At 69.9% G+C, this 11,743-nt stretch carries 10 protein-coding genes; 7 read left to right on the top strand and 3 right to left on the bottom strand.

Features of this window, described 5'->3' with window-relative positions:
* Nucleotides 1-90 precede the first annotated feature (90 nt).
* From AC3A6Y_RS11025 to AC3A6Y_RS11005, 5 genes are all read left to right on the top strand, one after another.
* On the top strand, nucleotides 91-1,335 hold the full coding sequence (locus tag AC3A6Y_RS11025; protein ID WP_487868261.1) for an ROK family protein: 1,245 nt from the start codon (nucleotides 91-93) through the stop codon (nucleotides 1,333-1,335).
* Nucleotides 1,328-2,875, top strand: a complete 1,548-nt coding sequence (locus AC3A6Y_RS11020; protein WP_487868260.1) for a sugar ABC transporter ATP-binding protein — start codon at nucleotides 1,328-1,330, stop codon at nucleotides 2,873-2,875. The genes AC3A6Y_RS11025 and AC3A6Y_RS11020 overlap by 8 nt, the downstream gene beginning before the upstream one ends.
* Nucleotides 2,876-2,903: 28 nt before the next feature.
* Nucleotides 2,904-3,914, top strand: a complete 1,011-nt coding sequence (locus AC3A6Y_RS11015) for an ABC transporter permease subunit (RefSeq protein ID WP_487868259.1) — start codon at nucleotides 2,904-2,906, stop codon at nucleotides 3,912-3,914.
* A gap of 65 nt (nucleotides 3,915-3,979) precedes the next feature.
* The gene (locus AC3A6Y_RS11010) at nucleotides 3,980-4,918 is read left to right on the top strand and encodes an ABC transporter substrate-binding protein (RefSeq protein WP_487868258.1); all 939 of its coding nucleotides are present in this window, start codon (nucleotides 3,980-3,982) and stop codon (nucleotides 4,916-4,918) included.
* 37 nt (nucleotides 4,919-4,955) lie between these two features.
* Nucleotides 4,956-5,882 (top strand): carbohydrate kinase family protein, encoded by a 927-nt coding sequence (locus AC3A6Y_RS11005; protein WP_487868257.1) that lies wholly within the window; start codon nucleotides 4,956-4,958, stop codon nucleotides 5,880-5,882.
* Here the strand turns inward: AC3A6Y_RS11005 and AC3A6Y_RS11000 are convergent.
* Together AC3A6Y_RS11000 and AC3A6Y_RS10995 are read right to left on the bottom strand one after the other, a co-directional pair.
* Nucleotides 5,830-7,344 (bottom strand): TIGR01777 family oxidoreductase, encoded by a 1,515-nt coding sequence (locus AC3A6Y_RS11000; protein WP_487868256.1) that lies wholly within the window; start codon nucleotides 7,342-7,344, stop codon nucleotides 5,830-5,832. The genes AC3A6Y_RS11005 and AC3A6Y_RS11000 overlap by 53 nt on opposite strands.
* Nucleotides 7,341-7,985 (bottom strand): DUF4166 domain-containing protein, encoded by a 645-nt coding sequence (locus tag AC3A6Y_RS10995; RefSeq protein ID WP_487868255.1) that lies wholly within the window; start codon nucleotides 7,983-7,985, stop codon nucleotides 7,341-7,343. Before AC3A6Y_RS10995 ends, AC3A6Y_RS11000 begins: the two co-directional genes overlap by 4 nt.
* A gap of 129 nt (nucleotides 7,986-8,114) precedes the next feature.
* Between AC3A6Y_RS10995 and AC3A6Y_RS10990 the strand changes: the two genes are divergently transcribed.
* Together AC3A6Y_RS10990 and AC3A6Y_RS10985 are read left to right on the top strand one after the other, a co-directional pair.
* Complete coding sequence (locus AC3A6Y_RS10990) at nucleotides 8,115-9,914, top strand: sensor histidine kinase (RefSeq protein ID WP_487868254.1); 1,800 nt, start codon at nucleotides 8,115-8,117, stop codon at nucleotides 9,912-9,914.
* Nucleotides 9,911-11,344, top strand: a complete 1,434-nt coding sequence (locus AC3A6Y_RS10985) for a sigma-54-dependent transcriptional regulator (RefSeq protein ID WP_487868253.1) — start codon at nucleotides 9,911-9,913, stop codon at nucleotides 11,342-11,344. The genes AC3A6Y_RS10990 and AC3A6Y_RS10985 overlap by 4 nt, the downstream gene beginning before the upstream one ends.
* On the opposite strand, the gene AC3A6Y_RS10980 is transcribed toward AC3A6Y_RS10985, so the two are convergent.
* Complete coding sequence (locus tag AC3A6Y_RS10980; protein ID WP_487868252.1) at nucleotides 11,319-11,741, bottom strand: putative toxin-antitoxin system toxin component, PIN family; 423 nt, start codon at nucleotides 11,739-11,741, stop codon at nucleotides 11,319-11,321. The two genes, AC3A6Y_RS10985 and AC3A6Y_RS10980, sit on opposite strands and share 26 nt — an antisense overlap.
* Between the last annotated feature and the right edge of the window lie 2 nt (nucleotides 11,742-11,743).

Genomic DNA, 11,743 nt, shown 5'->3' with positions numbered 1-11,743 from the left:
ACCCGGGATGCCCTTGCCGCACCCCGCTTCTACTATTTATTCAACTTGAATTAATTAATCAGCGCTTCCACGGATCAAGGAGACAAGCCAGTGACGACAGCCGGTCCCGGTCGGGGCACGAACTCGGTCAACCTGCGCCTCTACAACGAGCGCAGCCTGCTGCAGCGCCTGCGCCGCGCCGGCGAGGCTTCGAAGGCGGACCTCGCGCGCTGGGCCCAGCTCACCAACACGGCGGTGGGCAGCATCGTCCAGTCGCTGGAAGAGTCGCGGCTGATCGAACCCGCCGGCCGCCGCCAGGAAGGCCAGCGCGGCCAGCCGGCCGGGCTGTACCGCGTGAATCCCGAGGGCGCCTACGGCATCGGCGTGCGGCTGGACCGCACCAGCATCGAGACGGTGCTGATCGACCTGGGCGGCCGCATCCTGGCGCGCGCCGCGCACGACCTGCTGCTGCCCCACCCCGACAAGGCGCTCGCGCTGGTGCGCGAAGACGTGCTGCGCATGATCGACACGCTCGACCGCGCCCAGCGCAGCCGGCTCATGGGCATCGGCCTGGCCCAGCCCTACAACCTGGGTGCCTGGCTGCGCGAGCTCGACCTCGAAGCCGACTTCCGCATCTGGGACGAGGTGGATTTCGGCGAGATGCTCGCGCAATCGGTGGACCAGCCGGTCTTCAAGGAAAACGACGGCAACGCGGCCGCCATCGCCGAGCTGTTCTTCGGGGTCGGACGCGAGGAGAACGACTTCCTCTACATCTTCATCGGCGCGGCACTCGGGGCAGGCGCGGTGATCGGCGGCGAAAGCCTGCGCGGCGCCAGCGGCAACGCGGCCGACCTGGGCCTGATGCCGGTGCCGCCCAGCCGCCTGGCCTCGGCGCCGGTGCCGGCGCGCCGCTGGGACATCCTGCTGTCGCGCGCCTCGCTCAACGCGCTCACGCGCCACCTGCGCCACCAGGGCATCGCCGTACACGACCACGCCGGACTCGAGGCCTGCGTCCAGGCCGGCCGGCCCGAGGTGGCCGAATGGCTGGAAGACTGCATCGATGCGCTGGTGCCCTCCACCCGCGCCTCGCTGGCGGTGCTGGACCTGCCGGTGGTGGTGATCGACTGCGACATCGACAGCGGCCTGATCGACCAGCTGATGCAGGGCCTCGACCGGGGCCTGCGCGCCATCGCCCCCGAGGCGCGCCAGACCCCGCGCATCCTGCGCGGCAGCTTCCGCGCCGACGCCGGTGCCATCGGCGCGGCCAGCCTGCCGATGTTCTTCAATTTCTCGCCGCGCGCGGACGTGCTGCGCGGCCATCCCCACCCCCGCCACCAGGAGACTGCGAATGCATGACTCCCCGCCTGCGCTGCTCGAACTGCGCAAGATCTCCAAGACCTTCCCCGGCGTCAAGGCGCTGCAGGACGTGCAGCTGCGCGCCAGCGCCGGCCGCGTCCACGCGCTGATGGGCGAGAACGGCGCCGGCAAGTCGACGCTGATGAAGGTGCTCTCCGGCGCCTACATGCCCGACCCCGGCGCCGAGATCCTCATCGACGGCAAGCCGGTCCACATCGACGGGCCGCTGGCGGCCAAGCACCTGGGCGTGTCGGTGATCTACCAGGAGCTGAGCCTCGCGCCCAACCTCACGGCGGCCGAGAACATCTACATGGGCCGGGCGCTGCGCCGCGCCGGCCTGGTCGACCGCGCCGGCATGCACGCCGCCTGCGAGGCGACGCTGCAGCGCCTGGGCGCCGACTTCGGGCCGGCCGTGCGCGTGGCCGAGCTGTCGATCGCGCAGCGCCAGCTGGTGGAGATTGCGCGTGCGGTGCATTTCGATTGCCGCATCCTGGTGATGGACGAGCCGACCACGCCGCTGTCCACGCACGAGACCGACCGGCTCTTCGCGCTGATCCGGCGCCTGCGCGACGAGGGCCTGGCCATCCTGTACATCAGCCACCGCATGGACGAGATCGACGAGCTGGCCGACGAGGTCACGGTGCTGCGCGACGGCAGCTACGTGGGCACGCTCAGCCGCGCCGAGCTCTCGCGCGACCGGCTGGTGAAGATGATGGTGGGCCGCGACCTCTCGGGCTTCTACCGCAAGGAACATCACGGCCAGCACACGGGCGAGAAGGCGTTGACGGTGCGCGAGCTGCGCGATGGCCGGCGCGTGCATGGCTGCAGCTTCGAGATGCATGCGGGCGAGGTGCTGGGCCTGGCGGGCCTGGTCGGCGCCGGCCGCACCGAGCTGGCGCGGCTGATCTTCGGGGCCGATCCGCGTACCGGCGGCGAGGTGTCGCTGAACGGCAGCGGCGCGGTGCTCGACATTGCGCGGCCGATCGACGCGATCCGCTCGGGCATCCTCTACCTCACCGAAGACCGCAAGGGCCAGGGGCTGTTCCTCGACCTCTCGGTGCGCGACAACATCAACGTGATGGTGAGCCCGCGCGACGCCAAGGCGGGCGGCGTGATGGACGGCAAGCGCGCCGCGCAGCGTGCGCGCGATGCGATCTCGCAGCTCTCCATCCGCGTGCCCTCGGCGCGCGTCAACGTCGGCTCGCTCTCGGGCGGCAACCAGCAGAAGGTGCTGCTGGCGCGCCTGCTGGAGCTGGCGCCCAAGGTGCTGATCCTCGACGAGCCCACGCGCGGCGTCGACATCGGCGCCAAGAGCGAGATCTATCGCTTGATCGACGAGCTCGCACGGCGCGGCGTCGCCGTGCTGGTGATCTCGAGCGAGCTGGCCGAGGTGGTGGGCATCTGCGACCGCGTGATCGTGATGCGCGAAGGCCACCTGGTCGGCGAGGTCGGCGGCGCGAGCGCGCTGGCCATCACGCAGGAAAACATCGTCGCGCTCGCCACCGGCGCGGCCGCCACCCATTCGCCCGTGCTGCATTGAGCCCGCGGCGCATCCAGGAGACATCGACATGACCAAGCAAACCGCCGCCCTCGCGACGCCCCACAACCCCGCCCTGCCCGGCGCCCTGCGCGGTGCCAGCGGCAAGGAGATCATGCGCGCCCTCGGCATGCTGCCGGTGCTGGTGCTGCTGTGCATCGGCTTCAGCCTGGCGAGCGAGAACTTCTTCAGCCTGCAGAACCTGTCGATCATGACGCAGCAGGCGTCGATCAACATCGTGCTGGCCGCGGGCATGACCTTCGTGATCCTCACCGCCGGCATCGACCTGTCGGTGGGCTCGATCCTCGCCGTCTCGGCCGTGGCGGCGATGCTGGTGTCCAACATCCCGGGCCTGGGCATGCTGGGCATCGCGGCGGGCCTGGGCTGCGGGTTGGTGTTCGGGCTGATCAACGGCGTGCTGATCGCCTTCCTCAAGCTGCCGCCCTTCATCGTGACGCTGGGCTCGCTGACCGCCGTGCGCGGCATCGCGCGCCTCCTGGGCAACGACACCACGGTGTTCAACCCGCAGCTGCCCTTCGCCTTCATCGGCAACGGCGAGGTGCTGGGCATTCCGTGGCTGGTGATCATCGCCTTCGCGGTGGTGGCGCTGTCGTGGTTCATCCTGCGCCGCACGGTGCTGGGGCTGAACATCTACTCGGTCGGCGGCAACCCCGAGGCGGCGCGCCTGGCGGGCATCAAGGTCTGGGCGGTGCTGCTCTTCGTGTACTGCACCTCGGGGCTGCTCTCGGGGCTGGGCGGGGTGATGGCCTCGGCCCGGCTCTACGCGGCCAACGGGCTGCAGCTGGGCGCCTCCTACGAGCTGGACGCGATCGCCGCGGTGATCCTCGGCGGCACCAGCTTCGTGGGCGGCACCGGCTCCATCCTCGGCACGCTGATCGGCGCGCTGATCATCGCGGTGCTGACCAACGGACTGATCCTGATGGGCGTCTCGGACATCTGGCAGTACATCGTCAAGGGCCTGGTGATCATCGGCGCGGTCGCGCTGGACCGCTATCGCCGCAAGGACTCGGCCCGGACCTGAGCCCGCTCTTGTCTTCCTTCTTTTCTTTCGCTTCCCTCACTCAACCACCAACGGAGACCGTTCCCATGCGCAAACCCCTGTTCGCCCTCGCCGTGATCGCCGCGGCCCTCGCCGCCCCTGCCGCGCAGGCGCAGCAAAAGCAGATCAAGAGCGTCGGCATCACGCTCGGCTCGATGGGCAATCCCTTCTTCGTCGCGCTCGCCAAGGGCGCCGAGGCCAAGGTCAAGCAGTACAGCCCGGGCGCCAAGGTCAACGCGCTGTCGGCCGACTACGACCTCAACAAGCAGTTCTCGCAGATCGACGGCTTCATCGCCTCGGGTGCCGACATGATCCTGGTCAACGCCGTCGACGCCAAGGCGATCGAGCCCGCGCTGCAGAAGGCCAAGAAGGCCGGCATCGTGGTCGTGGGCGTGGACGTGGCGGCCAACGGCGCCGATGCGACGGTACAGACCAACAACGTGCAGGCCGGCGAGATCGCCTGCCAGTTCATCGTCGAGAAGCTCGGCGGCAAGGGCAACGTGATCATCCAGAACGGGCCGCAGGTGTCGGCGGTGATCGACCGCGTCAACGGCTGCAAGACGGTGCTGAAGAAGAGCCCGGACATCAAGGTGCTGTCGGACGACCAGGACGCCAAGGGCTCGCGCGAGGGCGGCCTCAACGTGATGCAGAACCACCTGACGCGCTTCCCGAAGGTCGACGCGGTGTTCGCCATCAACGACCCGCAGGCCATCGGTGCCGATCTGGCGGCCAAGCAGCTCAACCGCAAGAACATCGTCATCACCTCGGTCGACGGGGCGCCCGACATCGAGACCGCGCTGAAGAGCGACACCCAGGTGCAGGCCTCCGCCAGCCAGGACCCGTACATGATCGCGCAGAAGGCGGTGGAGATCGGCCACGACATCATGAACGGCAAGAAGCCGGCCGAGCCGATGACGCTGCTGCCCTCGACGCTGATCACGCGCGCCAACGTCAAGGACTACAAGGGCTGGCAGTCGCCGCGCTGATCGCATTCGATTCACAGGCAGAGACAGGGAGATGGCGATGTTCGTGGTCTGCGGCGAAGCGCTGATGGATGTCTACATGGGCGAGTGGACCTCCACCGGATTGACGCTCGATGCGCGCGTCGGCGGCTCGCCTTTCAACGTGGCGCAGGGGCTGGCCCGGCTGGAGCGGCCGGTGGCCTTCCTGACGGGCCTGTCCACCGACGCCTCGGGCGAGCGCCTGCTGGCGTCCTTGCGCGCCGAGGGCGTCGACACCTCGCTGGTGCTGCGCGGCGATGCGCCCAGCACGCTCAGCGTGGTGAGCGTGGACGCGGCCGGCGTGCCGCGCTATGCCTTCCACGGCAAGGACGCGGCCGACCGGCAGATCACGCACGAGACCATGCCGGCCCTGCCGGACGCCACGCGCGTGCTGCAGTTCGGCTCCTACGCGCTCGCGGTGGAGCCGGTCGGCAGCGCCCTGCGTGCGCTGGCGGCGCGCGAGCGCGCGCGGCGGCTGATCGCCTATGACCTGAACGTGCGGCTGAATGTCGAACCCGACCTCGCGCACTGGCGCGATGTGGTGGGCTTCATGGCTCCGCTGGCGCATCTGATGAAGACCAGCGACGAGGACCTGGCACTGCTCTATCCGGAAGAAAGTCCCGAGCAGGTCGCCGCGCGCTGGCTGGGCCTGGGTGCATCCCTGGTGGTGGTGACGCGTGGCCGCGACGGCGCCAGCGCCTGGACCCGCGAGGCACGCGCCGATGCGCCCTCGCCGCCCATCACGGTGGTCGACACGGTGGGCGCCGGCGACACCTTCCAGGCCGCGCTGCTGGCCTGGCTCGACGAGCAGGATGCCTTGACGCCGCAGGCGCTGGCGGGGCTCGACGCCGCGGCACTGCAGAACGCGCTCGCCTTCGCGGCCCGCGCCGCCGCCCTCACCTGCTCGCGCCGCGGCGCGGACCTGCCGAGGCGCTCGGAGTTGCGATGAGGGGGCTCGCTGCGCCCGCGAGTTGGCGCAACGCCGCCGACAACGAGGGATAGGTGAATCGGAAGCCGGTCCGCAGTGCCACGATGGGCGCCGCATGCTGCCCTTGCGTGAGCAGCTCCGACATCTCGCCGAGCGTGCGCTCGAGGAGCCAGGCCGGCACGCGCAGTCGGGACCTGCGCCCGTGGGCCGTGGCCATTTCCCGCGCGAACTTCGCCTGCGTGACCACCTCGGGCGCAACGCCGTTTACCGGCCCATGCAGGCCCTCGTGCGCCAGCGCGAAGCGCATCAGCGCGATCGCATCGTCCAGATGCACCCAGGGCACCGGCTGACGGCCGTTGCCGATTCGTGCGCCGAGACCGAGTCGCGCCGCGAAGTCCAGCCCGGGGAAGGCGCCGCCGCCATGACCCAGCACGATGCCCAGGCGGACGCGGACCACGCGCACACCCAGGGCTTCGGCGCGCCGGGCCTCGTGCTCGGCGGCCACGCACAGCACCGACTGGAAACGGTCCGGCTGCGGCGGTGCCGCCTCGTTGAGCTGGCACTGTGCGCCGGGCAGTCCGTAGTAGCCCACGGCCGATGCGCTGACCAGCACGCGCGGCGCTTCGTCGAGCCGGCGCATGAGCCGAAGCAGGCGCTCCATGGTTTGCGTGCGGCTCTCGACGAGCAGCCGGCGGCGTCCGGCGGTCCATGGAAAGCCCAGCACCGGCGCGCCTGCGAGATGAACGATGGACTGGATGCGCGTCTCGCACGGGATATCGTCGAGCTGGTCGACCACCCACACGCGGTGCTCGAACAGACGACGCGCCTGACGCAAGTCGCGCGTCAGAACGATGACGCGGTGGCCCTCTTCGAGCAGCCGGCGCACGAGCGCACTGCCCACGAAGCCGGTGCCGCCGGTGACGAGCACGGTGGTCGCGCCGGAGGCCGGTCGATCGGCCGGCGGCAGGGCCGTGCCCGCGTGCGCCCTCGATGCATACCAGTGCATCGCGGCCCGCGCGTTGCGCGCGCTCCAGAGCATCACTGCGATTCCGGCGAGCGTGAAGAACCAGCTCCACAAGCCGTGATTCACGGGCACCAGCGCCGCCGGGCTGCGCAACCCATGCAGGAACTCCGGCGCCAGCAGCCCCAGCAAGACACCGAAGTTCACCGCGAGCACCGTGTGGAGCACACGCTCCAGCGGAGGCAGCGTGCGCGTGCGGTCCTCCTCGAGGAAGTCGGCGCAGGTGATGAACAGCTCGGCCATCAGCAGACCGGCGGGCAGCAGCGCCCACAAGCCTCGCCACTCGAGCCAGGCGAGCCCAATGAAGAGCAGGCCGTAGATCGCCTCCCGCGCCGCGTGCAGCGCGAGCTCGAGCCGCGCGGCGGCCCGCTGCGGCAGTCGCGCGCCGAGCTCGTGGTGCCAGAGGTTGTCGAAGGCGCCCAGCAGCGCCTGCGCAAGCAGAAGGGAATAGAAGGCGTTCATGCGCGGATCTCCTCGGGGTCGTGGAACACGCCGGATTGGCGAAAAGTGATGCCCCACCACGGATGGACCATGGAGAGGACGAAGCGAAAACGACCCGCCCCCAGGTCGTGGTGCTCGACGCGGCAGGTACCCGGCGTCAGCACATGCGGAATGGAGAGCCGCCGGCCTGCCAGCGCGAAGAAGTAACGGCGGCTCTGGAAGACCAGCGCACCCCCTTCCTCGAAGACCTCGAGCGCCATCGACAGGCCGCCGTCGGTGCGCTCGACCAGCTGCCCGCGCGCATCGGCCAACTTGGTCGAGCGCACGACCTTCTCATGACCGGCAAGCGCAAGATGGCGCTCCCAGACCACGCCGCCGCGGCCGTCGCCGTAGACCCGCACGCGCGCGGACGCATCGCCGCGCACGGCGCTCAACGGGCCGCCGAGCAAGGCACTGGCCCACGCGAAAAGCCGGCCGGTCGGCGAGCAATGCATCGCGAGCTCGCCGGCGTAGACGACCTCGCGATGCGCCCGTGCGAAGCGGCGCTGCACGGCGGCCGGCAGGCGTTGCCAGCTTTCTTCGCCGAGCATCGACTGCAAGTCCAGGGCGGGCTGCCCCCCGTTTGCGGCGCCGGCGATCCAGGGAAGGGAATGGAGCTTCATGCCTTCCCTGTCGCAGCTGCCGTGCCACCCGCCAAGTGCTTGATAGCAAAGGACTTTTTCACGGAACTGTTGCCGTGGTTGACAGCTCGCGCAGGCTGGGTGTCAACGTCGTTTACAGTCCGCCAGCAAATGACACTGCACATCGTCCTGGCCCTGTCGCTCGTCGAAACACTGGTTCTGGCCGGCGTGCTGTTGCATTGGGCCAAGGCCGTGCCGGGCGCGCGGCTGCTCACGGTCTTCCTGCTGGGCGTGGCCACGTGGATCGTCAGCAACGAGCTGCCGAACTGGATCGGACCCGCCGCCATTCCCTGGGCCCTGCGCCTGGGCGCCACCATTCCGCTGACCTCGGCCGCTTTCCTGCATTTCTGCGTGCGCTTCTGCGGGCTGGAGAAGCGCTTCGTGCGCGGGGTGCAGCTGGCCTATGGCATCGCTGTTGCCGTGATGCTGTTGACCTGGATCATCCTGCCGGGCGAATTCATCCACTTCCCGGCCTTCACGGGCGTGGAATGGGTCGTGGTGCCGAACTGGGCCGGCTGGACGGCCTCGATGGTCTGGGCGCTGCTGGCCGCAGCCGGCGTGGCGATTCTTCTTCACCGGCTCTGGCGCACCGACGATCTGCGCGAGCGCCGGCAGCTCGCCGCGGTGGCGATGTCCTGCGGATGGGGCCTGGTCTGCGCCTCGGGCTACGGCTTCGCCGCGCTGGGCATCGCGCAGTACCCGTGGCAAGTGCTCGCGATGCCGGCCTATCCGGTCATCCTGGTCTACGGCATCCTGCGCTACCAGGTCTTCGTCGCCAATGCATGGGCCCGGCGCGCGCTGGCCTGGACGCTGCTGGTGGGGCTGGGCCTCTTGGCCGTGCCGCTGACCTTGCTGCTGCCGCTCGATTCGCGCTGGCTCAGCGGTGCCGCCGTGGCCGTCGTGTGCCTGGCGCTCAACGGGCCGGTGCGGCGTTTCGCGGAACGCATCGTCTATCCGGGTGGCACCGCGAGCGTCGCGGACCTTCAGGCCTGGAGGGATGCGCTGGCCCCCTGCGCAACATGGGACGCGCTGGCATCTTCGGCCGCCGAGTTGATCTCGAGGCGCGTGGGTCTGCGCGTCGAAGTGCGGGTAGGCACGGCCGGCGATGCTGCCTCCGCCGCCCCGCTGCTGGCCTGCCGGGAATCGCCATCGGGCTGGACGACCGAGCTTCAGGGCTGGGATTCGGCACCGCCCGGCTCACGCCGCCTCGCCGAGCTCTTCGCCGAGGTACTGACCGAGGCCGCCGGCCGCCTGCAGCATGCGGCGCTGGCCGAGCAGCGCGAGCGCGAGCGGCAGTTGCAGGCCCGGCTGGCCGAACTGGGTGCGCTGGCAGCCAGCGTGGCGCATGACCTGCGCAATCCGCTCAACATCATCGCGATGGCCGTGGCCGCCACGCCGTCCGATGTGCGGCGCGAGGTCGCCGACCAAGTCGGCCGGATCTCGCACCTGGCCGAGGATCTGCTGGACTACGCCAAGCCCTGGCAGGTGCGACCCGTACCGGTGGACGCGGCCCTGCAGGTTCGCGAGGCGGCCCGCCATGTTCCCGAAGTCGAGATCGGCCACGGCCTCGAGAACGCCATGCCCTTGCTGGCCGATCCGATGCGCTTCGCGCAGGCCATCGGCAACCTGCTCTCGAATGCGCGTGCCGCGCCCGGCGTACGCCGCGTGCTCGTGGATGCCGAGCGCACGGGCACGCAGGTCCACCTGCACGTCTGCGACGACGGTGCCGGCGTACCTGCAGACCTGCGCGAACGCCTGTTCGAGCCCTTCGCCTCGCGCAGTCCCGCCGGCACCGGCCTGGGCCTGGCCATCGTGGCCCGCATCATGGCCGCGCACGGCGGTTCGGTGCGGCTCGACGACCGACCGCCATGGAACACATGCTTCACCCTCACATTTCCGGCGGCGCCATGACCCGCCCATCGACCCGCGGCCACGTGCTCCTGGTGGACGACGAATCGGCCTACCAGCGGCTGGGCAGCTCTTTCCTTGCGAACCTCGGCCATCGCGTCAGCGTGGCCGGCGATGCGGACGAGGCGCTCACCGCCTTCGAGTCCGACCGCCCGCACGTCGTGCTGCTCGACCTCGCGATGCCGCCCAGCATGGACCCGCAGGCGGGGCTGGCGCTGATCCCTCGCTTTGCGCCGGCAGTCGTGGTCGTGCTCTCGGGCCATGGCGACCGCGAGCTGAATCTGAAAGCGGTGGAGCTCGGCGCCTGGGACTTCCTGACCAAGCCCATCGACCCCGACATGCTGGGCTTCGTGGTGGCGCGTGCGCTGCACAAGGCACGACTCGATGCCGAGCTCAAGACCCTGCGCGCACGCGATGCCGACCAGGACCTGGGCCTGGCCGGGCAGGCGCCGGTGATGCAGAACCTGCGCGCCATGATCCGCCGCGTGGCGCCCACGCACGTCAGCGTGATCGTGCTGGGGCCGACCGGCACCGGCAAGGAGCTCGCGGCACGCGCGATCCACCAGTGCAGCGCGCGCGGCGACGGCCCCTTCGCGGCGATCAATTGCGGCGCGCTCTCCACCGAGTTGCTCGAGAGCGAGCTCTTCGGCCACCTCAAGGGCAGCTTCACGGGCGCCTACCGCGACCAGCCTGGCTTGGTCGAGACCGCGCACGGCGGCACGCTTTTCCTCGACGAAGTGGGCGAGATGCCGGCCCCCATGCAAGTGAAGCTGCTGCGCTTTCTGCAAGAGGGCAGCTTCGTCCCGGTGGGCGGTCGCGTGCCGAAGCACGCCGACGTGCGCGTGGTCGCGGCCACGCATCGCGACCTCGAGCAGATGGTGCGCGAGGGCAGTTTCCGCGAAGACCTGTACTACCGCCTCAAGGGCGTGGTACTGCGCACGCCCGCGCTCGCCGAGCGAGCAGCCGACATACCGCTGCTCGCCACCCGCTTCCTGCAGCGCGTGGCGCCCCAGGCTGCGCTCGGCCCCGACGCGCTCGCCTGGCTGCGCACTCAGGCATGGCCCGGCAACGTTCGGCAGTTGCGCGCAGTGGTGGAGGCCGCCGGCGCACTGATTCTGCCGGGCCATACACAGGTGGGCGCGGAGCTTCTGCGCCTTGCGAGCGGCGATATGCAAGGCGTCGGGGAGCTCGACGCCAAGCAGCCGGCGGCCGGCATCGAAGGGCTGGGCTTCCTCGATGCAGCGATCGCCGAACTCGAAACCCGCCTGATCTCGGAAGCCCTGGCCGCGAGCGGCGGCAACCAGTCCGAAGCCGCTCGACTACTCGGGATCTCGCGCGTGGGCCTGATCAAGAAGCTGGGGCGGCTTGGGCTGAAGGGCCATGGTCACCCATCCTCAGCGCAGGTCTTCACCGATCCTCGAAGCCCCCGATGAAGGCCTCGATCTGGAGGATGGGGAACGCGGTCTTGCCTGCGAGCACCAGCAGATCGCGGTCGCCGGTTACCAGCATCGCCTTGCCAGCCACGGAGAGCTGTAGAAAAGGCAGGTCGAAGCGATCGCGGCAATCCGGCACGATGGGCGGCGGGTTCGGCAGCGTCACGACCTTCGCGTAGGGCAGATAGTCCGCGAGCAAGTCCTCGCGTTCCGCGGGCGAAAGCCGGAATTTCGGATAGGCCAGCACCCGCACCAATTCACTCGCCGTGGCCGTGCTGACCAGCGGCGTACACGCGCCCTGCTGCCACAGCGCGCGCAGCCGGCGCGTGGCCGGTCCGCCGAACACCAGCGCCGAGAGCACCACATTGGTGTCGAAGACTACGCGCGGGGCGGCCACGC

The sequence above is a fragment of the Variovorax sp. Soil_C_17 genome (assembly GCF_057657265.1).
Note: the sequence above shows the minus strand (reverse complement) of the source record. Positions and strands in the feature narration are given on the sequence as shown.